General features: G+C 69.8%; 23 protein-coding genes. 12 read left to right on the top strand and 11 right to left on the bottom strand.

What is annotated here, in order from left to right:
* Nucleotides 1–4: 4 nt before the first annotated feature.
* The 4 genes from T336_RS0104155 to T336_RS0104140 all read left to right on the top strand — a co-directional run bounded on the left by T336_RS0104155 (nucleotide 5) and on the right by T336_RS0104140 (nucleotide 3,994).
* A complete protein-coding gene (locus T336_RS0104155) occupies nucleotides 5–1,480 on the top strand; it encodes an NADH-quinone oxidoreductase subunit M (protein WP_026431606.1) in 1,476 nt (491 codons plus the stop codon).
* A gap of 24 nt (nucleotides 1,481–1,504) precedes the next feature.
* Nucleotides 1,505–2,998 carry an NADH-quinone oxidoreductase subunit NuoN gene (nuoN, locus tag T336_RS0104150; protein WP_026431605.1) on the top strand — a complete coding sequence of 498 codons (1,494 nt, stop codon included), beginning with the start codon at nucleotides 1,505–1,507 and terminating at the stop codon, nucleotides 2,996–2,998.
* 124 nt (nucleotides 2,999–3,122) lie between these two features.
* Nucleotides 3,123–3,428, top strand: a complete 306-nt coding sequence (locus T336_RS0104145; RefSeq protein ID WP_026431604.1) for a DUF2818 family protein — start codon at nucleotides 3,123–3,125, stop codon at nucleotides 3,426–3,428.
* Between the two features lie 71 nt (nucleotides 3,429–3,499).
* The gene (locus tag T336_RS0104140; RefSeq protein WP_026431603.1) at nucleotides 3,500–3,994 is read left to right on the top strand and encodes a DUF1178 family protein; all 495 of its coding nucleotides are present in this window, start codon (nucleotides 3,500–3,502) and stop codon (nucleotides 3,992–3,994) included.
* 43 nt (nucleotides 3,995–4,037) lie between these two features.
* Here the strand turns inward: T336_RS0104140 and T336_RS0104135 are convergent, their stop codons facing one another.
* The gene (locus tag T336_RS0104135) at nucleotides 4,038–5,873 is read right to left on the bottom strand and encodes an ABC transporter transmembrane domain-containing protein (RefSeq protein ID WP_026431602.1); all 1,836 of its coding nucleotides are present in this window, start codon (nucleotides 5,871–5,873) and stop codon (nucleotides 4,038–4,040) included.
* 341 nt (nucleotides 5,874–6,214) lie between these two features.
* On the opposite strand from T336_RS0104135, the gene T336_RS0104130 reads away from it, so the two are divergent.
* The 6 genes from T336_RS0104130 (at nucleotide 6,215) to T336_RS0104105 (ending at nucleotide 12,374) form a co-directional block, all read left to right on the top strand.
* The gene (locus T336_RS0104130) at nucleotides 6,215–6,988 is read left to right on the top strand and encodes an ABC transporter ATP-binding protein (RefSeq protein WP_026431601.1); all 774 of its coding nucleotides are present in this window, start codon (nucleotides 6,215–6,217) and stop codon (nucleotides 6,986–6,988) included.
* A gap of 189 nt (nucleotides 6,989–7,177) precedes the next feature.
* Nucleotides 7,178–7,891 (top strand): ABC transporter ATP-binding protein, encoded by a 714-nt coding sequence (locus T336_RS0104125; protein ID WP_026431600.1) that lies wholly within the window; start codon nucleotides 7,178–7,180, stop codon nucleotides 7,889–7,891.
* A gap of 61 nt (nucleotides 7,892–7,952) precedes the next feature.
* Nucleotides 7,953–9,173 carry an ABC transporter substrate-binding protein gene (locus T336_RS0104120; protein WP_026431599.1) on the top strand — a complete coding sequence of 407 codons (1,221 nt, stop codon included), beginning with the start codon at nucleotides 7,953–7,955 and terminating at the stop codon, nucleotides 9,171–9,173.
* 63 nt (nucleotides 9,174–9,236) lie between these two features.
* Nucleotides 9,237–10,442, top strand: a complete 1,206-nt coding sequence (locus T336_RS0104115; protein WP_026431598.1) for an ABC transporter substrate-binding protein — start codon at nucleotides 9,237–9,239, stop codon at nucleotides 10,440–10,442.
* Nucleotides 10,443–10,489: 47 nt separating this feature from the next.
* Complete coding sequence (locus T336_RS0104110; protein WP_019702921.1) at nucleotides 10,490–11,374, top strand: branched-chain amino acid ABC transporter permease; 885 nt, start codon at nucleotides 10,490–10,492, stop codon at nucleotides 11,372–11,374.
* Nucleotides 11,375–11,393: 19 nt separating this feature from the next.
* Nucleotides 11,394–12,374 carry a branched-chain amino acid ABC transporter permease gene (locus tag T336_RS0104105; protein WP_026431597.1) on the top strand — a complete coding sequence of 327 codons (981 nt, stop codon included), beginning with the start codon at nucleotides 11,394–11,396 and terminating at the stop codon, nucleotides 12,372–12,374.
* A gap of 13 nt (nucleotides 12,375–12,387) precedes the next feature.
* Here T336_RS0104105 and T336_RS0104100 read toward each other — a convergent pair whose 3' ends face one another.
* The 6 genes from T336_RS0104100 to T336_RS0104070 form a co-directional block, all read right to left on the bottom strand.
* Entirely contained in the window at nucleotides 12,388–13,512 is a 1,125-nt protein-coding gene (locus tag T336_RS0104100; RefSeq protein ID WP_026431596.1) for a lipocalin-like domain-containing protein, read from the bottom strand.
* 2 nt (nucleotides 13,513–13,514) lie between these two features.
* Nucleotides 13,515–14,594, bottom strand: coding sequence for a PLP-dependent cysteine synthase family protein (locus T336_RS0104095; protein ID WP_026431595.1), 1,080 nt, complete (start codon nucleotides 14,592–14,594; stop codon nucleotides 13,515–13,517).
* A gap of 54 nt (nucleotides 14,595–14,648) precedes the next feature.
* A complete protein-coding gene (locus T336_RS0104090) occupies nucleotides 14,649–15,698 on the bottom strand; it encodes a tetratricopeptide repeat-containing glycosyltransferase (RefSeq protein WP_051647057.1) in 1,050 nt (349 codons plus the stop codon).
* A 97-nt stretch (nucleotides 15,699–15,795) separates the two neighbouring features.
* Nucleotides 15,796–16,725, bottom strand: a complete 930-nt coding sequence (locus T336_RS25925; RefSeq protein ID WP_035225271.1) for a collagen-like domain-containing protein — start codon at nucleotides 16,723–16,725, stop codon at nucleotides 15,796–15,798.
* Nucleotides 16,726–16,831: 106 nt separating this feature from the next.
* Nucleotides 16,832–17,539 (bottom strand): IPTL-CTERM sorting domain-containing protein, encoded by a 708-nt coding sequence (locus T336_RS0104075; RefSeq protein ID WP_019702926.1) that lies wholly within the window; start codon nucleotides 17,537–17,539, stop codon nucleotides 16,832–16,834.
* Nucleotides 17,540–17,740: 201 nt separating this feature from the next.
* Nucleotides 17,741–20,341, bottom strand: a complete 2,601-nt coding sequence (locus T336_RS0104070; RefSeq protein ID WP_026431593.1) for an ABC transporter permease — start codon at nucleotides 20,339–20,341, stop codon at nucleotides 17,741–17,743.
* A 148-nt stretch (nucleotides 20,342–20,489) separates the two neighbouring features.
* Between T336_RS0104070 and T336_RS0104065 the strand changes: the two genes are divergently transcribed.
* On the top strand, nucleotides 20,490–20,918 hold the full coding sequence (locus T336_RS0104065) for an Hsp20/alpha crystallin family protein (protein WP_026431592.1): 429 nt from the start codon (nucleotides 20,490–20,492) through the stop codon (nucleotides 20,916–20,918).
* A gap of 16 nt (nucleotides 20,919–20,934) precedes the next feature.
* Here T336_RS0104065 and T336_RS0104060 read toward each other — a convergent pair whose 3' ends face one another.
* Genes T336_RS0104060 through T336_RS0104050 form a run of 3 tightly spaced genes read right to left on the bottom strand, consistent with a single transcriptional unit; the run spans nucleotide 20,935 to nucleotide 23,603 of the window.
* Nucleotides 20,935–21,606 (bottom strand): ABC transporter ATP-binding protein, encoded by a 672-nt coding sequence (locus T336_RS0104060; RefSeq protein ID WP_209435942.1) that lies wholly within the window; start codon nucleotides 21,604–21,606, stop codon nucleotides 20,935–20,937.
* A 29-nt stretch (nucleotides 21,607–21,635) separates the two neighbouring features.
* Nucleotides 21,636–22,688, bottom strand: a complete 1,053-nt coding sequence (miaA, locus tag T336_RS0104055; RefSeq protein ID WP_084151364.1) for a tRNA (adenosine(37)-N6)-dimethylallyltransferase MiaA — start codon at nucleotides 22,686–22,688, stop codon at nucleotides 21,636–21,638.
* Between the two features lie 48 nt (nucleotides 22,689–22,736).
* Nucleotides 22,737–23,603 (bottom strand): SDR family oxidoreductase, encoded by an 867-nt coding sequence (locus tag T336_RS0104050; protein WP_026431589.1) that lies wholly within the window; start codon nucleotides 23,601–23,603, stop codon nucleotides 22,737–22,739.
* 84 nt (nucleotides 23,604–23,687) lie between these two features.
* Between T336_RS0104050 and T336_RS0104045 the strand changes: the two genes are divergently transcribed.
* Entirely contained in the window at nucleotides 23,688–24,176 is a 489-nt protein-coding gene (locus T336_RS0104045; protein ID WP_209435941.1) for a winged helix-turn-helix transcriptional regulator, read from the top strand.
* Between the two features lie 20 nt (nucleotides 24,177–24,196).
* Here T336_RS0104045 and T336_RS0104040 read toward each other — a convergent pair whose 3' ends face one another.
* Complete coding sequence (locus T336_RS0104040) at nucleotides 24,197–25,090, bottom strand: alpha/beta hydrolase (RefSeq protein ID WP_026431587.1); 894 nt, start codon at nucleotides 25,088–25,090, stop codon at nucleotides 24,197–24,199.
* Nucleotides 25,091–25,193: the final 103 nt, after the last annotated feature.

Raw genomic sequence — 25,193 nt, 5'->3', positions numbered from 1 at the left:
AAAAATGGGTTTGTTGAGTCTTGCCATCTGGACGCCGATCGCCTTCGGTGCCCTGCTGCTGGCCTTCGGGCGCGACGATCAGGCGCGCGCCGTCCGCTGGATCGCGCTGATCGGCTCGCTGATCGGCCTGGCCGTGACGCTGCCGCTCTACGGCAACTTCGACAACGGCACCGCCGCGGCGCAGTTCGTCGAGAAGATCCTCTGGATCGAGCGCTTCAACGTGCACTACCACCTGGGCCTGGACGGCATCTCGTTCTGGTTCGTGCCGCTGACGGCCTTCATCACGGTGATCGTGGTGATCGCGTCGTGGGAGTCGATCACCGAGCGCGTGAACCAGTACATGGGGGCGTTCCTGATCCTCTCGGGCCTCATGATCGGCGTGTTCAGCGCCATGGACGGCCTGCTGTTCTACGTGTTCTTCGAAGCCACGCTGATCCCGATGTACCTCATCATCGGCATCTGGGGCGGCCCGAACAAGATCTACGCGGCGTTCAAGTTCTTCCTCTACACGCTGCTCGGCTCGCTGCTGATGCTGATCGCCCTGGTGTACCTGTACAACCAGTCCGGCGGCAGCTTCGACATCGCCACCTGGCACCAGCTGCCGTTGTCGGCCCGCGCTCAGACGCTGCTGTTCTTCGCCTTCTTCGCGGCCTTCGCCGTGAAGGTGCCGATGTGGCCGGTGCACACCTGGCTGCCGGACGTGCACGTGGAAGCCCCCACGGGCGGCTCCGCCGTGCTGGCGGCCATCATGCTGAAGCTGGGGGCCTACGGTTTCCTGCGCTTCTCGATGCCCATCGCTCCGGATGCCGCACGCCACTGGGCATGGCTGATGATCGCGCTGTCGCTGGTGGCGGTGATCTACGTGGGCCTCGTGGCCATGGTGCAGAAGGACATGAAGAAGCTGGTGGCGTATTCGTCCGTTGCGCACATGGGCTTCGTGACGCTGGGCTTCTTCATCTTCAATGACCTGGGCGTCTCGGGCGGCCTGGTGCAGATGATCGCCCACGGCTTCGTGTCGGGCGCGATGTTCCTCTCGATCGGCGTGCTGTACGACCGCGTCCACTCGCGGGAGATCGCGGCCTACGGCGGCGTGGTCAACACCATGCCCAAGTTCGCGGCCTTCGCGCTGCTGTTCGCGATGGCCAACTGCGGCCTGCCGGGCACCGCCGGCTTCGTGGGCGAGTGGATGGTGATCCTGGGTGCCGTGAAGGCGAACTTCTGGATCGGCTTGGCTGCAGCCACCGCGCTGATCTTCGGCGCCGCCTACACGCTGTGGATGTTCAAGCGCGTCTATCTCGGCCCGGTGGGCAACGACAACGTGCGCGGCCTGCTGGACATCAGCGCCCGCGAATTCCTGGTGCTGGGCGTGCTGGCCGTGGCCGTGCTCTACATGGGCCTGTATCCGCGACCCTTCACCGACGTGATGGACGTGTCGGTGGCCGAGCTGCTCAAGCACGTGGCGCAGACCAAGCTCCATTGAACCGACTGACAACGAGAGACCGAGATGATTGACAACATCAGCTGGCTGGCGGTGTACCCGGAGATCGTGCTCCTGGTGATGGCCTGCGTGATCGCCCTGGTGGACCTGGGCGTGACGAGCCCCCGTCGCACCGGCACCTACGTGCTCACCATGCTCACCCTGGCCGTGGTGGCCGTGCTGCAGGGCATGTATGCGAGCAGCGGCAACACGTTCTATGGCTTCGGCAACATGGTGGTGAGCGACGCCATGGGCAACTGGCTCAAGTGCTTCGCGACCATCGCCGTGATGGTGACGCTGGTCTATGGCCGGCCCTACGCGGCGGACCGCGGCATGCTGCGCGGCGGCGAGCTGTTCACGCTCTCGATGTTCATGCTGCTGGGCGTGTTCGTCATGGTGTCGGGCAACAACTTCCTCGTGATCTACCTGGGCCTTGAACTGCTCACGCTCTCCAGCTACGCGCTGGTGGCGCTGCGCCGCGACCACACCACGGCCACCGAAGCCGCCATGAAGTACTTCGTGCTCGGCGCGATGGCGAGCGGCTTCCTGCTCTACGGCCTCTCGATGCTGTACGGCGCCACCGGCTCGCTCGACATCGGCCAGGTCTTCAAGGCCGTGAACTCGGGCCAGATCCGCCACCAGGTGCTGGTGTTCGGCCTCGTGTTCGTCGTGGCCGGCCTCGCGTTCAAGATCGGCGCCGTGCCGTTCCACATGTGGATTCCGGACGTCTACCACGGCGCGCCCACGGCCGTCACGATCATCATCGGCAGCGCGCCCAAGCTCGCGGCGTTCGCCATCATGATCCGCCTGCTGGTGGACGGCCTGCTGCCGCTGGCCATCGACTGGCAGCAGATGCTGGCCGTGCTGGCGATCGGCTCGCTGCTCGTGGGCAACCTGGCGGCCATCGCGCAGACCAACCTGAAGCGCATGCTGGCGTACTCGACCATCGCGCAGATGGGCTTCGTGCTGCTGGGCCTGCTGTCGGGCGTGATCAACGGCAACGTGGATGCGAACGCGGTCGAGAATGCCTACAGCTCGGCGATGTTCTACATCCTGACCTACGTGCTGACCACGCTGGCGAGCTTCGGCATCATCCTGCTGCTGGCGCGCGAAGGCTTCGAGAGCGAAGAGATCTCCGACCTGGCGGGCCTCAACCAGCGCAGCCCGCTGTACGCCGGCGTGATGGCCATCTGCCTGTTCTCGCTCGCCGGCATCCCGCCGATGGTGGGCTTCTACGCCAAGCTGGCCGTGCTGCAGGCCCTGGTGGCTTCCGGCCAGGCCCCGTACATCGCGCTGGCCGTGTTCGCCGTCGTGATGTCGCTGATCGGCGCGTTCTACTACCTGCGCGTCGTGAAGGTGATGTACTTCGACGCACCGCTGACGGCCACCAGCGTGTCCGCGCCGCTCGACGTGCGCATGGTGCTCACCGTGAACGGCGCCCTGGTGCTGGTCCTCGGCCTCGTGCCGGGCGGCCTGATGGCACTGTGTGCCGACGCGGTGGTGCGCGCCCTGGCCACCTGAACGACCGTTCGCTGAGGCAGGCCGCCATTTCCAACTCCCCGCTCCATCGCGCTCCGCCACCACGCGGGCGCTGCGGTGGAGAGAGGGGAAGGGTTGCTTCCTCCAGACCTTGCGATCGCTCCCCGTGTCATCCTCCGCATCCATCTGGCTCGTGATCGTGGCGGCCCTCGTGGCCGCCAACCTGCCTTTCTGCAACCACCGCTGGCTGGTGGTCGGGCCCCGTGCGGTGCCGGCCAAGCCGCTGGCGGCGCGCCTGGGCGAGTGGCTGCTGTGCTACTTCCTGGTGGGCGGGCTGGCGCTGCTCCTGGAAAAGCGTGCCGGCCAGATCGCCCCGCAGGGCTGGGAGTTCTATGCCGTCACGGTCGCGCTCTTCGCGACGCTGGCCTTTCCCGGCTTTGTCTACCGCTACCTGCTGCTCCGCAGGGGCTGATGGCGGGCCGCATGCGCCTGTGCCGTCACCTCCGCATGTGAACGTTACGCCACGGACCTCGTTGCATCATCATGAAGGTGCTTGATCTGCATTGCGCACTCGACCATGCCTTCGAGGGGTGGTTCGCATCCGAAGCGGATTTCCAGGACCAGCTCGCCCGCGGCCTGGTGGAGTGCCCGCTGTGCGGCAGCCGTGAGGTCCGCAAGGTGCTCAGTGCGCCCCGGTTGAACCTGAAGTCTTCTGCCGGAGCGTCCGTGGCGGTGCCCGGCACTCCCGCGCAGGCGGACCAGGCGATGCCGTCCGGCCCGTCCGCTTCCGGAGGCGACGGGCCCACGCCCCAGGCCCTGCAGGCTGCGTGGCTGCGGCTGGCGCGCCATGTGATGGCCCATACCGAAGATGTGGGAAGCCGGTTCGCCCAGGAGGCGCGCCGCATCCATGAGGGCGACGCCGAGGACCGTCCCATCCGCGGGCAGGCCAGCGTGCAGGAGACGGTGCAGCTGCTGGAGGAGGGCATCGCGGTGCTGCCGCTGCCCTTGCCGGCCTCCGCCAAGGAAACCCTGCAATAGCCCGCAGGGCCGCACCGCGCGGCGCCGGCCGGCTCGACCCCGTTCAGGCCGTGAATTGCAGCGCCGCGAGGCGGGCATACGGACCGCCGCGCAGCATCAGCTCGGCGTGCCTGCCCTGCTCGACGACCTGTCCTTGTTCCATCACGACGATCCGGTCCGCGTTCTGGACCGTGGCCAGGCGGTGGGCGATCACCAGCGTGGTGCGGCGCCGGCCCTGCGAATGCAGCGCGGCATCCAGGGCGGCCTGCACCATGCGTTCGCTTTCGGCATCCAGCGCGCTGGTGGCCTCGTCGAGCAGCAGCAGCGGGGCGTCCTTGAGCAGGGCGCGGGCGATGGCGATGCGCTGGCGCTGCCCGCCCGACAGGCGCACGCCGCGCTCCCCCAGGAAGGTTCCGTAGCCTTCGGGCAGGGCGGCGATGAAATCGTGCGCGAACGCCGCGCGTGCGGCGGCCTCCACCTCGGCGTCGCTGGCCTCGGGGCGGCCATAGCGGATGTTCTCGCGGGCCGAGGCCGAGAAGACCACGGCATCCTGCGGCACCACGGCGATGCGGGCCCGGAAGTCGTCCAGCGCAAGGGTGCGCAGGTCCTTCCCGTCCAGCAGGATGCGGCCGCCTTCCGGCGCCGGATCCACATCGTAGAAGCGCTGCAGCACCTGGAAGACGGTGGTCTTGCCGGCGCCGCTCGCGCCCACCAGCGCCACGGTCTCGCCAGGCTGGATGTGCAGGTCGAAGTCCCGCAGCGCGGGCTGCGCGGGCCGGGAGGGATAGTGGAAGCCGACATGCTCGAAATCCACGCGCAGGCCCTGGCTGCCCGCCGGGAGGGGGGCGGGTGCCGCGGGCGAGGCGATCGCGGCGCGGGTCGCCAGCAGTTCCATCAGCCGCTCGGTCGCGCCGGCCGCGCGCAGCAGGTCGCCATAGACCTCGCCCAGCACGGCGACCGCGCCGGCCAGCAGCATGACGTAGATCACGGTCTCTCCGAGCTGCCCGGCCGACATGTCGCCGGCCAGCACGGCCTGCGTGCCGCGGTACAGGCCCCAGAGCAGCAGTCCCGCATTGGCGACGATGATGAAGGCCACCAGGGCGGCGCGCGCCCGGCTGCGGCGCACGGCGGCATCGAAGGCGTGCGCGGTGGCGGCCTGGAAGCGCACGCTTTCACGGGCCTCCGCCGTATGGCTCTGCACCACGGGAATCGCGTTCAGCACTTCGCCAGCGAGTGCGCTGGCGTCCGCCACCCGGTCCTGGCTGTCGCGCGACAGCCGCCGCACCCGGCGCCCGATCCAGGCCGTGGGAGCGACCACGAGCACGATGCCCAGCAGCACGACGGCCATCAGGCGTGGATGGCTCCAGACCAGCATGCCCAGCGCGCCCAGCCCCATCACCGCGTTGCGCAGGCCCATGGAGAGGGAGGAGCCCACGACGGTCTGCACCAGCGTGGTGTCGGTGGTCAGGCGCGAGAGGACTTCGCCTGTCTGCGTGGTTTCGAAGAAGGCCGGGCTCTGGCGCAGCACGTGCGCGTACACGGCGTTGCGCAGGTCGGCGGTGACCCGTTCGCCGAGCCAGCTGACCAGGTAGAAGCGTGCCGCCGAGAACACGCCCAGCGCTACCGCCACGCCGAACAGCAGCCCGAAGTGCTCCCGCAGCGCCATGGCCTGCGCGCCGCGGTCGCCGGGCAGCAGGCCGCCGTCGATCAGCGAGCGCAGGGCCACGGGAAAAGCCAGCGTGGCAGCCGCAGCCAGCACCAGGAACACCAGGGCCAGGGCAATGCGGCCTGCATACGGCCGCAGGAAGGGGACCAGGCCCGCCAGGGCGCGCGTCGGCGGGCGCGAGGGATTTCCCGGGGGCGTGGCGGAATGGTGGTGCGGTGCGGAGGCGGCTGGCATGGTGACGCCAGTGTATGAAGGTGGCGGCCCGCACGGGGAGCACCTTCATCGCGCTGGATGTCTGCTATTTAAAATATAGCAATACACCAGTGCTCCTCAACGTCCATGGGGAGCCGTGATCCTTGAGGTCGACAGGTCGGCAAGGGAAGCCGCGACCGCGTGGAAAGGCCCCGGCGGCAGGGCGGGGGGTGTTTGCTTAGGCGTTTATACATAGGCATTTGTCCCAGTTCCTGGCCTTCGGCACGGCGGCATACGATGCACCGCAACCTGCCCTCCCGGCATGCGCCGCCGTTCCTCGCGCGGCGTGCCGGAGGGGCCCACCACGGAGCGGCTCCTGCCCCATGCGCGACGACGTCATTCTCGAAACCCGCCATCTCACCAAGGAATTCAAGGGCTTCACCGCGGTGAGCGATGTGAACCTGTCGGTGCGCCGCGGTTCCATCCATGCGTTGATCGGCCCCAACGGCGCGGGCAAGACCACCTGCTTCAACCTGCTGACCAAGTTCCTGGAGCCCACGTCCGGCACCATCACTTTCAACGGCGCGGACATCACCCGCGAGGCGCCCGCGCAGATCGCCCGGCGCGGGGTGATCCGCTCGTTCCAGATCTCGGCCGTGTTCCCGCACCTGACGCTCACCGAGAACGTGCGGCTCGGCCTGCAGCGCCGGCTCGGCACCTCGTTCCATTTCTGGAAAAGCGAGCGCAGCCTGGCGCACCTCGACAGCCGGGCGCGCGAACTGCTCGCGGAAGTGGGCCTGGCCGACCTGGCCGACGAGGTCACCGTCAACCTGCCCTACGGCCGCAAGCGCGCGCTGGAGATCGCCACGACCCTGGCGATGGAGCCCGAACTGATGCTGCTCGACGAGCCCACGCAGGGCATGGGCCACGAGGACGTGGACCGCGTCACGCAGCTCATCAAGAAGGTGTCGGCCGGCCGCACGATCCTCATGGTCGAGCACAACATGAAAGTCATCTCCACCATCGCAGACCGCATCACGGTGCTGCAGCGCGGGGCCGTGCTGGCCGAGGGGCCGTACGAGGAGGTCTCGCGCAATCCGCAGGTCATGGAGGCGTACATGGGCACCACGGACGGCCAGCTTCAGGGGGCTCACTGATGATGCGCCAACCCCCTGTGGCGCTTCGCGCCTTCCCCCTTCTCCTGCGGGAAGGGGGACGCCGCCAGTGGCCGGGCCAAGCCCGTTCCACGGCGTCTGCTGGCCTGGCCTGCTCCGCGGCCTTCGGAGCGGAAAGGCCGTGTCGCTTTCAACGGCGGCTGGCCGCAATCTGCGCATTGGATCACTGAGATGGCATCTTCCCCCGCTCTCGAAATCCGCGGCCTGGAAGCCTGGTACGGCGAATCGCATGTGTTGCACGGCGTGGACATGGTCGTGCAGCCCGGCGAGGTGGTCACGCTGCTGGGCCGCAACGGCGCGGGCCGCACCTCCACGCTGCGCGCAGTGATGGGTTTGACCGGTGCGCGCAAGGGCTCGGTGAAGATCAACGGGCAGGAAACCATCCAGATGCCCACGCACCGCATCGCGCACCTGGGCGTGGGTTACTGCCCGGAGGAGCGCGGCATCTTCTCCAGCCTGTCGTGCGAAGAGAACCTGCTGCTGCCACCCGTGCTCAAGACGGGCCGCGCCGGCATGCCGCTGGACGAGATCTACGCGATGTTCCCCAACCTCGCGGAGCGCCGCCACAGCCAGGGCACGCGCCTGTCGGGCGGGGAGCAGCAGATGCTGGCCGTGGCGCGAATCCTGCGCACGGGCGCGCAGCTGCTGCTGCTCGACGAAATCTCGGAAGGGCTCGCGCCCGTCATCGTGCAGGCCCTGGCGCGCATGATCACCACGCTGCGCCAGAAGGGCTACACGGTGGTGATGGTGGAGCAGAACTTCCGCTTCGCCGCGCCGCTCGCCGACCGCTTCTACGTGATGGAGCACGGAGGCATCGCCCTGCAGTTCGGCGCCGACGAACTGGAGCAGCGCATGCCGGTGCTGAACGAATTGCTGGGCGTGTGAGCCGAACACGACCCGACCGAACAAACGAACGAACGACCATCCAGCCTCAGGAGACAACGACATGAAGAAGCTTCCACGCACTACCGCGACCTTCAAGACCCTCGCCGTGGCGCTCGGCCTCGCAGGCCTGTGCGCCGCTTCGGCCGTGCAGGCGCAGGAGGGCAAGGTGAAGATCGGCTTCATCACCGACATGTCGAGCCTGTACGCCGACGTGGAGGGCAAGAACGGCGCCGTGGCGATCCAGATGGCGATCGACGATTTCGGCGGCAAGGTGCTGGGCATGCCGATCGAGCTGGTCTCCGCCGACCACCAGAACAAGGCCGACATCGCGGCCAGCAAGGCGCGCGAGTGGATCGACACGCAGGGCCTGACGATGCTCTTCGGCGGCACCAACTCGGGCACGGCGCTGGCCATGGCCAAGGTGGCGCAGGAGAAGAAGCGCGTCTTCATCGTGAACGGGGCGGGCACATCGGCGCTGACCAACGAGCAGTGCAGCCCCTACACCGTGCAGTACGCCTACGACACCGTGGCGCTGGCCAAGGGCACGGGCGGCGCCGTGGTGCAGCAGGGCGGCAAGGACTGGTTCTTCCTGACGGCCGACTATGCCTTCGGTGCGGCGCTGGAGGCGGACACGGCCAAGGTGGTGAAGGAGAAGGGCGGCCGCGTGCTGGGCAGCGTGAAGCATCCGCTCAATGCGTCCGACTTCTCCTCGTTCCTGCTGCAGGCGCAGAACTCGAAGGCGCAGATCCTGGGCCTGGCGAACGCGGGCGGCGACACGATCAACGCGATCAAGGCCGCGCGCGAGTTCGGCATCAACAAGAGCATGAAGATGGCCGGCCTGCTGGTGTTCCTGACGGACATCCACAGCCTGGGCCTGAAGAACACCGAAGGCCTGCTGCTCACCACCAGCTGGGACTGGAACCTCGACGACAAGACGCGCGCCTTCGGCCGCAAGTTCTTCGCCAAGACCAAGCGCATGCCCACCGACATCCAGGCGGCCGACTACTCGGCCACGATGAACTACCTGAAGGCCGTGCAGGCGGCCAACAGCACCGATGCCGACAAGGTGATGGAAAAGCTCAAGTCCACGCCCATCGACGATTTCTACGCCAAGGGCAGCATCCGCCCGGACGGCCGCTTCGCGCACGACATGTACCTGATGCAGGTGAAGTCGCCCGCCGAATCCAAGGAGCCGTGGGACTACTACAAGGTGGTCGCCAAGCTCCCCGCCGACCAGGTGTGGACCACCAAGGCCGAGAGCAAGTGCGCGCTCTGGAAGTGACGCGCCGCGCCTGACAGCCGCTTTCCCGCGATGGACGAACGACAACAGAAGGAGACAAGAACCATGGCATACGGAATCACGCAACTGGCACTGGCGCTCGGCGCCGCAGGGCTCTTGGCGGCCTCGGCTGCGCACGCGCAGCAGGACGCGCCGGTGAAGATCGGCTTCATCACCGACATGTCGAGCCTGTATGCCGACGTGGAGGGCAAGAACGGCGCAGTGGCGATCCAGATGGCGATCGACGACTTCGGCGGCAAGGTGCTCGGCCGGCCGATCGAACTGCTCACGGCGGACCACCAGAACAAGGCGGACATCGCGGCCAGCAAGGCGCGCGAGTGGATCGACACGCAGGGGCTGACCATGGTCTTCGGCGGCACCAACTCGGGCACGGCGCTGGCCATGGCCAAGGTGGCGCAGGAGAAGAAGCGCGTCTTCATCAACAACGGCGCGGCCACCTCGGCGCTGACCAACGAGCAGTGCAGCCCCTACACCGTGCACTACGCCTACGACACCGTGGCCCTGGCCAAGGGCACGGGCGCGGCCATCGTGGATGCGGGCGGCAAGAGCTGGTTCTTCCTCACGGCCGACTATGCGTTCGGCCATGCGCTGGAGGCCGACACCTCCCGCGTGGTGAAGGAAAAGGGCGGCACCGTCGTGGGCTCCGTGCGGCACCCGCTCAACGCGTCGGACTTCTCGTCCTTCCTCTTGCAGGCGCAGAACTCCAAGGCGCAGATCCTGGGCCTGGCCAACGCGGGCGGCGACACGATCAATTCGATCAAGGCCGCCAAGGAATTCGGCATCGGCAAGAACATGAAACTCGCCGGCCTGCTGATCTTCTTCAGCGACATCCACAGCCTGGGCCTGAAGACCACCGAGGGCCTGCAGTTCACCACCAGCTGGTACTGGGACCTGAACGACGAGACCCGCAAGTTCGCCGACCGCTTCATGGAGAAGACCAAGCGCCGCCCGACCGAGATCCAGGCGGCCGACTACTCGGCCACCATGAACTACCTCAAGGCCGTGGAAGCCGCCAAGAGCATCGAGGCCGACAACGTGATGGAAGCCTGGCGCGGCATGAAGATGGACGACTTCTTCAACAGCGGCACGCTGCGCCCGGACGGCCGCTACGTGCACGACATGTACCTCATGCAGGTGAAGACGCCCGCGGAATCCAAGGGCAGCTGGGACTACTACAAGCTCGTGAAGAAGCTGCCGGGCGACCAGGTCTTCGCCACCAAGGCCGAGAGCAAGTGCGCGCTCTGGAAATGATCCTCACCGCCTGAGCGCCCTCCACCCGCATCCCAAGCCGCCTCCCCATGGAAATCTTCGGTGTCTCCCTGCCGGCCCTGCTGAGCCAGCTCCTGCTGGGGCTGGTCAACGGCTCGTTCTACGCCATCCTCAGCCTGGGGCTGGCGGTGATCTTCGGCCTGCTGAACGTCATCAACTTCGCGCACGGCGCGCTGTTCATGCTGGGGGCGCTGCTCACCTGGATGGCGGGTTCGTATTTCGGCATCAACTACTGGGTGATGCTCGTCGTGGCGCCGCTCGTCGTCGGCCTTTTCGGCGTGGCGATCGAGCGGCTGCTGCTGCGCTGGATCTACAAGCTCGACCACCTCTACGGCCTGCTGCTCACGCTCGGGCTCACGCTGCTGATCGAGGGCGTGTTCCGCTCCATCTACGGCGTCTCGGGCCTGGGATACGACACGCCCGAGCTGCTGGAAGGCGCCACCAACCTCGGCTTCATGATCCTGCCCAACTACCGCGCCTGGGTGGTGGTGGCCTCCATCGTGGTCTGCATCGGCACGTGGTATGTCATCGAGAAGACCAAGCTCGGCGCCTACCTGCGCGCCGGCACCGAGAACCCGCGCCTGGTGGAGGCCTTCGGCATCAACGTGCCGGTGATGATCACGCTCACCTACGCCTTCGGTGCGGCGCTGGCCGCCTTCGCGGGCGTGCTGGCCGCGCCGGTCTACCAGGTCACGCCGCTCATGGGCCAGAACCTCATCATCGTGGTGTTCGCGGTGGTGGTGATCGGCGGCATGGGCTCCATCATGGGCTCCATCCTCACGGGCCTGGGCCTGGGCGTCGTCGAAGGCTTCACCAAGGTGTTCTATCCCGAGGCATCGTCCACCGTGGTGTTCGTCATCATGGTGGTGGTGCTGCTCATCCGCCCCGCCGGCCTGTTCGGCAAGGAAAAGTGACCAGGACGGGGCCGCGCACATGCACCAAAAGAATCTCGCCACCTTCGGCTACGGCCTGCTGCTGCTGGGCCTGATCGCCGCGCCGTTCCTCGGCGCCTATCCGGTCTTCGTGATGAAGCTGCTGTGCTTCGCACTGTTCGCTTCCGCCTTCAACCTGCTGCTGGGCTACACGGGGCTGCTGTCCTTCGGCCACGCGGCCTTCCTGGGCGGCGCGGCCTACGTCGCCGGCCACGCGATCAAGGTCTGGGGGCTCACGCCCGAGATCGGGCTGCTGCTGGGCACGGCGGGCGGCGCGCTGCTGGGCCTGCTGTTCGGCTGGCTGGCCATCCGCCGCCAGGGCATCTATTTCTCGATGATCACGCTGGCGCTCGCGCAGATGCTGTTCTTCGCCTGCCTGCAGGCACCGTTCACGGGCGGCGAGGACGGCCTGCAGGGCGTGCCGCGCGGCAAGCTGTTCGGCGTGCTCGACCTGTCCAGCGACGTGACCATGTACTACGTGGCGCTGGCCGTGGTGGTCGCCGCCTTCCTGCTGATCGTGCGTACCATCCATTCGCCGTTCGGCCAGGTGCTCAAGGGCATCAAGGAGAACGAGCCGCGCGCCATCTCGCTGGGCTACGACACGCAGCGCTTCAAGCTGCTGGCCTTCGTGATCTCGGCCGCCATCGCGGGGCTGGCCGGCTCGCTCAAGACGCTGGTGCTCGGCTTCGCCACGCTGTCGGACGTGCACTGGACGGCCTCGGGCCAGGTGATCCTGATGACGCTCGTCGGCGGCCTGGGCACATTGTCCGGCCCGCTGGTCGGCTCCGCCGTGGTGGTGCTGCTGGAGAACAAGATCGGCGAATTCGGCAACCTGCTCGCATCCCTCACGGGCGTGGACTGGTTCCGCACGCTGGGCGAATCGGTGACCATCGTCACCGGCCTGATCTTCGTGGTCTGCGTGCTGGCGTTCCGCCGCGGGATCATGGGGGAGATCATCGCAAGGGTGAGGAAGACCCCCTGAGTCGCCTTCGACATCACAGGCGCAGCGCGCCCGAGTAGCCGGTGAGTTCCAGGTAGCCGCGGCCCACCTCGCTGCCTGAGGCGTCGCGCAGCACGCTCAGGCCCTCCCAATAGATCGCGCCGGTGGAGCCGCGGCTGTCCAGCTCCTGGTCGTCGGCCAGGGCATCGACCTCGAAGCGGCCCGCGGGCGTGTCTATGCGCCAGGCGACGGGGTAGCGCGTGCCGGTGCGCGGGCTGGTCCAGTGGCGCAGGGGGATGAACGCCACGGCCTGCCCGTCCTCGAAGACCTGCAGCGCGGCATCCGCGCCCGTGCGGAACGAGCCGCTGGCCCAGAGCGCGCTGCCGTCCTGGCGTCGCAGCCGGAAGGCCGTGAGCGCGCCGCCGTTGTCCAGGTTCATGCCGATCCAGTCCCAGCCCACGGCCTCGGGGTGCATCAGGGCCTCGCTCCACTCGTGGTCCAGCCAGGCGCGCGCCGTGCGCGGGGCACCGCTGCCGTCCGCGCCGATGGCAAGGCGCCGGCCCGGCAGCGCGATGGTGCCGCGCACTGCCAGCTGGGGCTGGCTGTAGTAGTAGCTCGCCTGCTCCGGCTGCGGCCCCTTGCGCGACAGGCCCTGGCGGCCCTGCAGGATCAGGGGCTGGGTGCTGTCGAACTGCAGTTCCAGGGTGAAGCGTTCTGCCGGGATGCGGGCCGCGTACCGGCTGCCACCGTCCGCCGTGCCGCTGCGGGCGAGCGACCAGTCCCCGATCCGGATGGCCGTGTCGGATTCCTGCGCCCGTGCCACGCCGAAGCCTGCGCGCGCGATGCGCTGGTCGTGCAGCAGCCGGCCGCTGCGCACGTCGGTGAGCGCGGCGTGCGCGAACAGCAACTGGTGGGCCGCGAAGGCGGAGCGCAGCGTGCGGGTCTCGTCCACCCGGGAGCGGAAGAAGGTGATCTGGAAACCCCAGTCCTGGCCACCCGCGTGGGTGTGTCCGGTGATGTACCACCATTCGGTGCGCAGGTCCGGGTGGCTGCCGTGGTCGCGTGGGAACGCCAGGGCACGCGCGGGCAGCGCATGCGCCGGCCAGGGCATCCACGCGCTGGCGGACGCGGCGCCGAGCGCGGCGGCGAGGCAGGCACGGCGCGTCGGGCGGCCCGGCATGGTCAGGCGTCCATGCAGGCCTGGATGCCAGCGCGCGCGGCCGCGCAGTCGCCGATGGTGCCGGCCACCCAGGCGTCGTCGAAGTAGGTGGGCAGGTAGCGTTCGCCCGAGTCGCACAGCAGCGACAGCAGCGAGCCCTGTTCGCCGCGCTTGCGCATGCCGCTGGCCAGGCGCAGCATGGCCGCGAAATTGGTGCCCGTGGAGGGGCCGACGCGCCGCCCGAGCAATTGCGAGAGCACCTGCATCGCCGCCACCGAATCGGTGTCCGCCACTTCTTCCATGTGGTCCACGAGCGTGCGGATGAAGCTCGGCTCCACGCGCGGGCGGCCGATGCCCTCGATCCGGGAGCCCGGCGCCGTGAGCCTGCCGTCGCCCGAGCGCCAGTAGGCACTGAACACCGAGCCGGCCGGATCGGCCACGCAGACCTGCGTCGCGTACTGCTGGTAGCGGATGTAGCGGCCGATGGTGGCGCTCGTGCCCCCCGTGCCGGCACCGACCACGATCCAGCGCGGCACGGGATGGCGCTCGCGCTGCATCTGCACGAACATGCTTTCGGCGATGTTGTTGTTGCCGCGCCAGTCCGTGGCCCGTTCGGCATAGGTGAACTGGTCCATGTAGTGCCCGCCGGTGTCGGCCGCGATCGCTCGCGCCGCGTCGTACACCTCGGCGGGGCTGTCCACGAAGTGGCAGCGGCCGCCGTGGAACTCGATCTGCGCCACTTTTTCCACCGAGGTGCGGCGCGGCATCACCGCCACGAAGGGCAGGCCCAGCAGCCGCGCGAAATACGCCTCGCTCACCGCCGTGGAGCCGCTGGAGGATTCGACGATGGTCGAGCCCTCGTGCACCCAGCCGTTGCACAGCGCGTACAGGAACAGCGAACGCGCGAGCCGGTGCTTCAGGCTGCCGGTGGGATGGGTGGACTCGTCCTTCAGGTAGAGGTCGATGCCATGGGCCGCGTAGGCCGGCAGGTTGAGCGGGATGAGGTGCGTGTCGGCGCTGCGGTGGTAGTCGGCCTCGATGCGGGCAATGGCTTCGTGCAGCCAGCCGCCGGGCGCGGCGCCGGAGGAGGGAAGTGCGGTCATGCGGGAAGTATCGCAGGCGCGCGGGCTGCGGCGGCCCGCGCTCCGCATCCTGCGCTACAGCCCGAAGAAGGGGCGGTTGGCCTCGATGCGCGCAGCCTCGGAAGGCGGGAAGCGCCGCTCCTGCAGCAGCTTCTGCAGTGCCTCACGGCCCTGCTCGAAGGACTGCACGTAGAACGCGCTCACGGCGAGTTCGTCGAGCGAGCGCCATGCATAGACGCCGGCATCCACGAACAGGATGTCCGCAGGCCGCGGCATGCGCGCCGCCTGCTGCGCGTAGAGATGGGCCAGCGCGAACTCCGACCGCAGCCGGTGGTAGCGCGCCAGTTCGCACAGGGGCTCCGCGCGCGCGGGCCGTTGTGCGTAGGCCGCGAGGTAGGCGTCCCGTACCTCGTGCGGCGGAGCCTGCAGCCGTTCGGTGAGCACGGCGACCTGGAAGACCGCGAACCAGCACTCCTCGTCCCAGCCACCCATCGCCGCGCGCCGGCGGTAGGCTTCCCGCGACTCATCCAGCCGGCCCGCGTCCCGCAGGCTCTGGGCCAGGTAGAACGCATAGCGCGTGTTGCCGGGCTCGTCCCGCAGTGCCTGTTCGAGCACGGCGATGTCGCGCAGGTAGGTCTGCGGATCGCGGGCACGGGCGCCGTCGTGCGATACATCGATCACCGGGCCGGGCAGCGGCTGCCAGGGCGCATGCCCGGGCGCGGCCAGGAACTCGTGCAGCACGCCCTCCCAGCGCCAGGGCACGCGCGCGGCGACCATGGCATTGCGCAGGTACTCGCAGTCACCCATGCGGCAGGTGAACATGTACCCGTCCGCGGACAGCGCGGGCCAGGCGAATCCCCCGGGCACGCGCAACTGCTCGTCCGCATCGATGAAGAGCACGTAGTCCGCCTGCGGCCTGGCGAGTTCCAGCGCCTCGTTGCGGTTGTGCGCGAAGTTCTTCCAGGGCCGCTCGTGCAGGCTGCCGGGCACGCCCTGCAGGAAATCCCGCACGAGGTCCTGCGTGCCGTCCGTGGAGCCCGTGTCCACGATCACCCAGTGGTCGATGAAGGGCCGCACGGAAGCGAGGCACCGGGTGATCACCGGTGCCTCGTTCTTCACGATCATGTTGAGGCAGATGCGGGGGCGGTTCACGACATCCGGGGGCGGTTGGGCATTTGCCCGCCTGCGCGAAAGCAGCGCGCTGTTTCGCGCCACCGTTGCATTATTGGCAGTACGCCTCCGCCGTTATGCTCACCGCGGATGAGCAGGAGTACGAACATTTCCATTGGTTGTTCGCGCTCTTGTAGGTTTGGGTCAGCAGGTTCACCAGAGGGTCGGCGGTGCGGCACCCTCCCGAGACCGCGTTGCCCACGCTGCAGGTGGCCGTCACTTCCTTGAGTCCGCTGCTGCCGCAGGTATCGTTCACCGAAGCCGTGCTCAGTGCTCCCACGCTTCCCGTCGGGCCCGTGGCCCCGGTCGCGCCGGGATCGCCTGTCGCGCCTGTAGGGCCGGTGGCACCGGTGGGACCTGTCGCTCCAGTGTTGCCCTGGACACCCTGGACGCCCTGGATGCCTTGCGGACCCTGCGTGCCCTGGGGCCCCGTCACACCCGTGGCGCCGGTCGGGCCGGTCACCCCGGTGGCTCCCTCCGCACCCGTGGCGCCCGTCGGGCCGGTCGGTCCCGTGGCTCCGGTAGCACCCGTGGCGCCTGTCGGGCCCGTAGCGCCGGTGGCGCCGGTTCCGGAAGGGCCGGTGGCCCCGGTCACCCCGGTGGCGCCCGTCGGGCCGGACGCGCCGGTGGCACCGGTCGCGCCCGTCGCCCCGGCAGCGCCCGTTGCCCCGGTAGGGCCCAGGGGGCCCGTGGCTCCCGTCGCGCCACCGCCCACGCCGGGGGCGCACCTGGTGAGCTGCCCCGTGCCCGCGTCATAGCAGGTCAGGGTGTTGCTCGTGCCGGTCGAGGACAGGCCGGGGATGTAGACCTCTCCCGTGCCCTGCACGCGCAGCCGTTCCTGGTTGCCGCCCTTGACGACGAAACCGCCGCCGGCAGGGGGCGTGACGGTGATGTCCGCGGCGAGCACGCCTGCGGCATGCAGGGCGAGGACGGAGCACAGCGTGGTGGCGGCCCAATGATGGCCCGGGCGTTTTTTCGGCATGGTGGAACCCTCTCTCTACTGGATCTCTGGATATCTTCTGATGCGCATGCGGCGCTCGCGACAGGTACCTTCCCGGGGCAGAAGTGCTCTGCCCGGGCAAGGGCATTCAGCGTGCGCTGTGCGGGCGTGGTGCCGCTCCGCGGCGTTTCCAGGCCATGAGCGCGCCCATCAGCAGGGACAGCAGCACCAGGCCGTATTCGCTGAGCGTGGGAATGGAGGTCACTGCCGTCGCGGCGGCACCGATCTGCACCGTGGGCGGCACGCTGGCGAAATTGCGGGTGACGGTGGCATTCGGCCCGAGATTGACCACGGCCGTGCCGCTGGCGGCGGTGAGCTGCACCGGCTGCGCCTGGGTGCCCTGGATCGTGAGCGAGCCCAGCACCGTGATGTTGGCGCCGGCGGGCAGGACGAAGTTGCGGCCCGTCGTGCTCTGCAGCACGAGGTTCTGCACGACGATGTTGCCGCTGATCTGGGACGTATTGCCCGGGTCGCACCCGTCGCGCAGCACGAGCGTGTTGTTGCCGGTGTTCACCGGGCCCGTGGCGATGAGGTCTCCGCCCACCGAGATGGTGCCGCCGGAGCCGGTCACGTTGGAGCCGGAGGCGAACGTGGCGGAGGAGTCCACCGACAGCGTGCCGCCGCTCAGGTTCAGCGTGCCCTGCATGTCCAGCGACGTGCAGGAGATGTCCACGGCACCGCCCGGAGGCACGTCGAGCGAGGAGCCCGGCGGGACCACCCATTGGGCCGCGACCGGATTGCAGAAGGTGAGCGCGAGCGCAGCGCCGGCAAGCCAGCGCAGTGGGTGACGAAGCATGAAAAATCTCCTCCGAAGCAACCCGCAGGCCGGCACCGGTGGTCGGCGGCTGCGGTGAATGTAGTAATGCGTCGAACGGCCTGGCAGGTGCTCGGGCACCTTGTCATGGAGCGTCCTCCCCGGAACCCCATAGCCATTCGCAATGACGTCATTTTGCGTGAAATTCAACAAAATGCATCACCTGGCATGATTTTTTTTGATTCACCAGTCTTCCCGGAGGGCCAGTTCTGCGTGGCGGGATGCGGACGAGTAGCACGCAAGCCACGCTGCCACCGTGCCGGTGGCGACGACCGCGCAGCACAGCAGCGCCAGGCGCGCCGCGGGGATGTGCATCTCCATGGTCCAGTGGAAGCTCTGCGGATTCACCACGTGGACGAGCACGGCCGAGACGGCGCAGCCGAGCGCCAGCCCCGCGACGGCCCCGGCGGCGGTCCAGGCCGCGCCTTCGCCCGCCACCACCCCGAGGATCTGCGGGCGCGTCAGGCCCAGGTGCGACAGCAGGCCCAGTTCCTTGCGCCGCGCGAGCACCTGCGCCGAGAAGCTCGCGGCGATGCCGAACAGCCCGATGCCGATGGCCACGGCCTGCAGCCAGTAGGTCACGGCGAAACTGCGGTCGAACAGCGCGAGGGAGCGTTCCCGGATCGCCTGTGCGGTGCTGAACTCGATGGCAGGCTCCGCACCCTCGCGCAGGGCCTGCGGCAGCCGGGCCGTGATGGCGGACCGCAGCGCGGCCTCGTCCGCGCCCGGCGCGGGCCATATCGCCAGGTCGTCGATGCCGGCATCGCCCGTGAGCCGGATGTAGTCGCCGCGCTCCATGGCCACCGCGCCGAACTGGCGCACATAGTCGCGCCATATGCCTGCGACGAAGAACTCGGCCGGGGGCTGCCCGGCGCCCCGGGCGCGCAGGGCCATCGCCCGGGACAGCGCCGGCCAGCCGGTGCCCGGCCGCACCCCGTACAGGTCGGCCAGCGCTTCGCTCACGTACACCGCGATACGGCCCGGAGGCACGGGCAGCGGCGCCTCGCGCAGCGGCAGTGTCTGCGCCGCGCCGCGCCCGAAGGAGCGGGCCAGCAGCGCCACGGCGGGGCGTGAGGGATCCAGCAGCAGGCTGCCGATGCGCAGCGCCTCGGCCCGTTCCACACCGGGCAGCCGCGCCACGGTGTCGTCCCATCCTGGTGGAAAGGGCGCATCGCCGCCGCCTCCTCCGCCCCCTGTCGCACGCAGGTACAGCGGCGCGGGCAGCGCGGTGTCCAGCCACTGCAGCACCGAGCCGCGGAAGCTGGCCACCATCACCGTCAATGCCACCGACAGGGCCAGGCTGGCCACCACGCCGCCGACCGCCACGGCCGCCATGCCGTGCATCCGCCGTGCGCGCTCCACGGCGAGCATCGAGAGCGGGCGGCGGCCCGCCCAGGGGGCCAGCACGCTCAGCAGCCCGTGGACCAGCACCGGCAGCAGGCCGATGCCGCCCACGAGCAGCAGCGCGACCGACGCGTACGCGCCGAGCGGCAACCCCGCCACCGGCGGCGCGAATGCCAGAGCACACCCCGCCGCGGCGCACAGCGCGGGCAGTGCCAGGCGGGGCTGCATGCCGGGGTCCGTGCCCGCTCCCTTGAGCGCGACGGCCGGAGCCAGCCGTTCCGCCGATCGCGCCGGCCACCAGCCGCCCGCCAGCGCGGCCGCGGTCCCCAGCGCCGCGTACAGCAACGCGGCGCCGGCACTCCACTGCAGCGAGGGGCGCACACCTTCGAAATACCCTCCGCCCAGGTCGCCACCCATGGCACGCAGTGCCAGCGCGGCCAGGCCCGTGCCGAGCGCGATGCCGGCCACGCTGCCGGCGGCCCCCAGGGCCGCGGACTCGGCCAGCACCAGGGCCCGACGCATGCGCGGCGTGGCGCCGAGCACCGCCAGCAGCGCGAATTGCGGACTGCGGCGCGCCACGCTCAGCGCCAGCACGGAGAACACCAGGTAGCCCCCGGTGAAGAGCGCGACCAGGGCCAGCACCGTCAGGTTCACCCGGTAGGCGCGGGACAGGTCGTCCGTGCGCCGCGCCGTGTCCTGCGGCCGCACGACGGCGATGCCCGCCGCATCGGCCGCCTCCAGGCCCGCGGCCTGCAGCATCTGCGGCAGCGCTGCCTGGAAATCCTCCACGCGCCGGCCGGCCTGCAACTGCACGTCGATGCGGCTCAGCCGGCCCGCACGGCCGAAGAAATCCTGCGCCGCGCCGATGTCCATCACCGCCAGCGGCGGCCCCGCGGCCGCCACCGTGCCGGCCACCCGGGCTGCGTGCCCGGCCAGGCCCTGGCGCAAGGCCACCGGGCTGCCGCGGTCGGCCTGCAGCCCCAGGGCCTGCAGCGCGGCTGCATTGAGGAACAGCGTGGCGGGCGACAGGATGGCGAGCCGGCCCGCATCCGGGAACGGCCGCGGCGCGAGCTCCGGCGCCATGGCCCCGAGCAGCAGCGTGTCCGCCGCCACCACGCGCAGCGCCACCGGGCTGCGTCCGGGGGCGCTGGCCTGCACGGAGACCTCCAGCACGGGGCCCGCCCGTGTCACGAGGGCATGGGTGGCCACGGGGCCGTACAGCGCCTCCGGCAGGTCGCCCTGCGCGGCGCGCAGTTGCAGGTCGGGCTGGCCGCCGGCCGCGCGCACCGCCTGGCTGAATTCCGAGAGCGCGGAGGCATGGATCACGTGCACCGCGAAGGCCAGGGCGACGCCCAGCATGACGGAGACCATGGCCACCGCGGTGCGCCAGGGATGGCGGCGCAGTTCCTGCCAGGAAAAGGTGCGGAGCAAGGCGAGCATGAAGCGATTGTGGCGCTGCCGTCACGGCCCGTGCCGTGGAGGCCGCCCGGGGTCTTGAAGCGCATGGCCGCAGGCCTATATGGGCAGTGCGGCCGGCATGCCGGCACGTTTTCCAACCCTGATGTTCGACACGACGAAGGAGCTCATCATGAATTCACTCGTGACCCGTGGCGGTCTTCTGGACGAATTTTTCAAGGACTTCGCGCCCGGCTTCTACGTGCGCCCGCTGCATGGCGACGGCCTGCCCACGCCGCAGCAGATCAAGGTGGACGTGAAGGAAAGCGACGGCGGCTACACCGTGCACGCCGAGATTCCCGGCGTGCCCAAGGAGGACATCCATGTCTCGCTCGACGGCAACGTCGTGAGCCTGCGCGCCGAGGTGCGGCAGCACGACCAGCAGACCGAAGGCGACAAGGTGCTGCGCTCCGAGCGCTATTACGGCGCCGTGGCCCGCTCGTTCCAGTTGCCGGCCGAGATCGACGCGCAGGAAGCGAAGGCGAAATACGACCACGGCGTGCTCACGCTGACGCTGCCCAAGAAGCGCGGCGCCGGCGGCCAGCGGCTCGCGATCGAATAGGGCGGGCCAGGGCGGCTCAGCCGGCCGCGATGCCCTCCGGCCGGATGCCGTCCGCCGTCAGGCGCAGCGTGCGGTCGGCGCGCTGCGCCGCGGCCCGCGAATGGGTGACGAGCACCATCGCGGCCCCGTGGTCGCGCGTCTGCGCGACGAGCAGGTCCATCACCCTTTCAGCGGTGGCCGGGTCCAGGTTGCCGGTGGGCTCATCAGCCAGCAGCAGGCCCGGGCCATGCACCAGCGCACGCGCGATGGCCACGCGCTGCAATTGGCCGCCGCTCAGCTGCCGGGGCAGCCGCGCGCCCAGGCCCTGCAGGCCTACGGCCTCGAGCATGCGGTCCACCCGCGCCGGGTCGCTGCGGCCTAGCAGCATCAGCGGCAGTGCCACGTTCTGCGCCACGTCCAGGTGCGGCAGCACGTGGAACGCCTGGAACACGAAACCCACATGCACGCGCCGCCACCGGGCGCGCTCCGCATCGTCCATGGCGCCCAGGTCGGCCGTGCCATGGCGCACGCTGCCGGCCTGCCAATGGTCCAGCCCGGCCAGGCAGTTGAGCAGCGTGGACTTGCCCACGCCGGATTCGCCGACGATGGCGATGAATTCCCCGGGCTGCACGGCCAGATCGACATCGCGGAACACGGGCGTGCCGGTGCCGTAGTGGCGCGTCAGCCCGGCCGCCTGCAGCAGTGGCATGCCCGCGGAGATCCCGCCGCCGTGGGCCGTCACGCCCGCACTCCGGGCGTTTCGAGCGCGGCCGCCACCCAGCGGTCCGTGGCGCCCGGGGCATCGCAGGCGATCGCGTGGCGCCACGGCATCGCGCGCAGCCAGGTGACCTGCCGCTTGGCGAGTTGCCGGGTGGCGGCGATGCCGCGCTCGCGCAGCTCCACCAGCGGCAGCCGGCCGGTGCGCGCTTCTTCGTCCAGCGCCTCCCAGGCCTGGCGGTAGCCCACGCAGCGCATCGATGGCAGGTCCGGATGCAGGTCGCCGCGCGCGCGCAGGCGCCGGACTTCGTCCACGAAACCCTCGTCCAGCATGGCGTCGAAGCGCCGGGCGATGCGTTCGTGCAGCCAGGCACGGTCCTGGGGCTCCAGCGAAAAAAGCGGCATGGGCCCGTGCCGCGTGTCCGCTGCGTTCCCGGACGAAGCTGCGCGGGTGTGAAAGCTCGAAAGCGGGCGCCCCGACACGTGCCAGACCTCCAGCGCCCGCTGGATGCGCTGGCTGTCGCCGGGCGCCAGCCGGGCCGCCGTCGGCGGGTCCACGCGGGCCAGTTCCGCATGCAGGGCCGGCCAGCCTTCGGCCGCGGCCTGTGCTTCCAGCCGGGCCCGCACGGCGGCGTCGGCCGGCGGCATGTCGTCGATACCATCCCACAGCGCCTTGAAGTACAGCATCGTGCCCCCCACCAGCAGCGGCAGGGCACCGCGCGCCTGGATCTCGCGCACGAGTCGCTGCGCGTCGGCCACGAATTCGGCGGCGCTGTAGGGCTGCAGCGGATCGCGGATGTCGATCAGGTGGTGCGGCACGGCTGCCTGCTCGGCGGCCGTCGGCTTGGCCGTGCCGATGTCCATGCCGCGGTAAACCAGCGCCGAATCCACGCTCACGATTTCCACGGGACGATGGGGCGCGAGCGCACGGGCCAGGGCGAGGGCGCCGGCCGTCTTGCCCGATGCGGTGGGGCCCGCCAGCGCGAGGCAGGCAGGCAGCGCCGGCGCGGCCGCTCCGCGGGGCAGGTGGGTTGCCGGCGCACCGGCGGCCGGCAGGGAAGAGGGACTGGACATGATCCCCCGGAGCGTACCAGCGCGCGGTGCCTGCCCGCGGCCGGCAGGTCAGCCCGGCATGGCGGCGCGGACGGCCTCGGCGGCCTGGCCCTGCCACGGCGTGGTCGGCCGGCCGATGAGCCGTGCCAGCTGGCCGCTGCCGTCGAACAGCGCTCCCTGTGCCGCCGCGGCATCGGACTGGGCCAGGATGGCTGCGAACGGCGCGGGCAGGCCGGCGCCCTCCAGGATCCTGGCGTATTCCGCTTCGGGCAGGTCGCGGTAGGGGATGGACCGGCCCGACGCGCGGGAGATTTCCGCCGCCAGCTCCGCCAGCGTATAGGCGCTGTCGCCCGCCAGTTCATGCACCTTGCCGGCCTGGTCCGGCGCCTGCAGCACCGCGGCGGCCGCTTCGGCATAGTCCGCCCGGGCTGCCGACGCGATGCGGCCGTCGCCCGCGCTGCCCGGCAGCACTCCGTGCTGCAGCGCGGCGCCCACCCCGGCCAGGTAGTTCTCGGTGTACCAGCCGTTGCGCAGCAGCACGTGGGGCACGCCGGATTCCCGCAGCAGCGCTTCGGTGTCCCGGTGCTCGCGCGCCAGTTCCAGGGCCGAGGTGTCCGCGTGCAGCACGCTGGTGTAGGCCAGCAGTTCCACGCCCGCGCTCCGCGCGGCATCGATGACGGTGCGGTGCTGCGCCGTGCGTTGCCCCACTTCGCTGCTGGAGATCAGCAGCAGCCTGCGCACGCCCTGCAGGGCCGTATCCCAGCCGGCCGGCGCGGCATAGTCGGCCTGCCGCACCACGACTCCGCGGTCGGCGAGGTCCTGCACCTTGGCGGGGGTGCGCACCAGCGCCACGATGTCCCGGGCGGGAACCGTGCGCAGCAGGGTATCGATGACGAGGCGGCCGAGCTGGCCGGAGGCTCCGGTGATGGCGATCATGTCCTGTTCCTTGTGACGAGTGAACGAAGACGCGACAATAACCATCAAGCAAACTTTTCGTAAGTACCTACAAAAAGGTAAGTGATGGACCAGCACTCCACCATCCCCATTCCCCACCCGGTGTCCTCCGGCACCACCGGGCCGTCGCGCCCTCCGCCTCCGGCCTGCGGCGCCCTGGCGTCCCTTCCCCTGGCCGAACTGATGCGCCGGGGCGATGTGCTGTCGCCGGACTGCCCGTCGCGCGAGATCCTGCAGCACGTCACGAGCCGCTGGGGCGTGCTGGTGCTGGTGGCGCTCGACGACCGCACACTGCGGTTCAGCGAACTGCGGCGCAAGGTGGGCGGCGTGAGCGAGCGCATGCTGGCGCAGGCGCTGCAGGTGCTGGAACGGGACGGTTTCGTGGAGCGACGGGCTTATCCCGTCGTGCCGCCGCATGTCGAATACTGCCTGACGCCCCTGGGACGCGAGGTCGGCCGGCACGTGCAGGCCCTGGCCGACTGGATCGGCGGGCACCTGCCGGAGATCCTGGCGGCACGGGAGAGCGTCGCGGCCTCCGCAGCCGCAGGAGGCTGAACCTCCGGGCCCTGTCCCGGTCAGGCCGCGGAACTGGCGGCCGATGCCCGTTGCGCCGGTGCGCGCGCGGGCACCGGTCCGGCGGGGATCCGGAACAGGTCCGCCAGCGCTTCCCGGTACTGCGCTTCGCCCACGCTGTTGGTGCTGTGGTGGGTGCCGCCCTCCACCAGGACGAAGCGCTTCGGCCCCTGGGCTGCTTCGTACAGCCGCCTGCCCAGGGATGGCGGGATCAGGCTGTCGTCGCTGCCGTGCACCACGAGCAACGGCGAGCCGATGTGCGCCACCTTGCGGATCGACTCGAAACGCTGCGTGATGAGGCCCGAGATGGGCAGCCACCCCCATTTGAACGTGGCCACCACCTCGGGAATGTTGGTGAACGTTCCCTCCACGATGGTGCCCTTTTCGTCCGGCACCATGGCGGCCAGGTCGATGGCGATCGCCCCGCCCAGCGAATGGCCGAAGATGTAGCGCGGCGCCCGGGGCTCCCGCGCCGCGAGCCAGTCCCAGGCCGCCCGGGCGTCTTCCAGGGCCGTCGCCTCCGAGGGCAGGGCAGGGCTGCTGCGCCCGAACCCGCGGTAGTCCACCGCCAGCACCGAGAAGCCCATGTCGTTCATGCGCCGGATGCGGCCTGCGGAGCCGGAAACGTTCCAGCGTGCGCCGTGCAGGTACAGCAGGACGGGAGCATTGGCCCGGTCCGAGGGCATCCAGAGCCCGTGCAGCTTTTCCGCCTTGCCCGTGGCGCGCGAATCGAACGCGATCCACACGTCCTGCATGTCGTCCGTGGATTGCGCCCCCCCCCAGGCCCGGTCGCTGGGCTGGAAGATCCATTCGCGCTGTTTCGCGTCGAGGGTGGCGCAACCCGCCGTCACGGCGAGGGCGAGCGCGATGGAGGAGAAAAGGGGCCAGCGTTTCATCGAAAGGAACAGAGTCCGGTCGGCAGGGAAAGTTCGTCGGGCCCATGGGGGCCGAAGGGCATGCTGCAAGAAACGCGCCATGCTTCCCCGGGTTGACGGGCCG

Source organism: Paracidovorax oryzae ATCC 19882 (genome assembly GCF_000687165.1).
Classification (GTDB): domain Bacteria; phylum Pseudomonadota; class Gammaproteobacteria; order Burkholderiales; family Burkholderiaceae_C; genus Paracidovorax; species Paracidovorax oryzae.
This window is presented reverse-complemented; position numbering and strand designations above follow the sequence as displayed.